Here is a 229-nt window from a genome sequence, read left to right as displayed (position 1 = left end):
AGATCGCCGGGACCCTCCTCTCCCGAGACCAGCTCGTGGACTACTACGTGCGACTCCTCGACCAATTCCCGCTGCGCAGCATCGAAGACGGCTTCGCCGAAGACGACCACCACGGCTGGAAACTGATGTTCGACGCCGTCGGCAACCGCACCCAACTCGTCGGCGACGACCTCTACGTCACCGACATGCACCGCATCGCCGACGGCGCCAAAAACCGGTACTCGAACGC

1 pseudogene is annotated in these 229 nt (G+C 63.8%); it reads left to right on the top strand.

Annotated elements, in window-relative coordinates:
• Window positions 1-229 (top strand): annotated as a pseudogene (gene eno / locus AC1RPQ_RS08745) (phosphopyruvate hydratase); the annotation flags it as partial.

This window comes from Dellaglioa sp. CoH-57-MRSF-21 (assembly GCF_056781915.1).
Note: the sequence above shows the minus strand (reverse complement) of the source record. Positions and strands in the feature narration are given on the sequence as shown.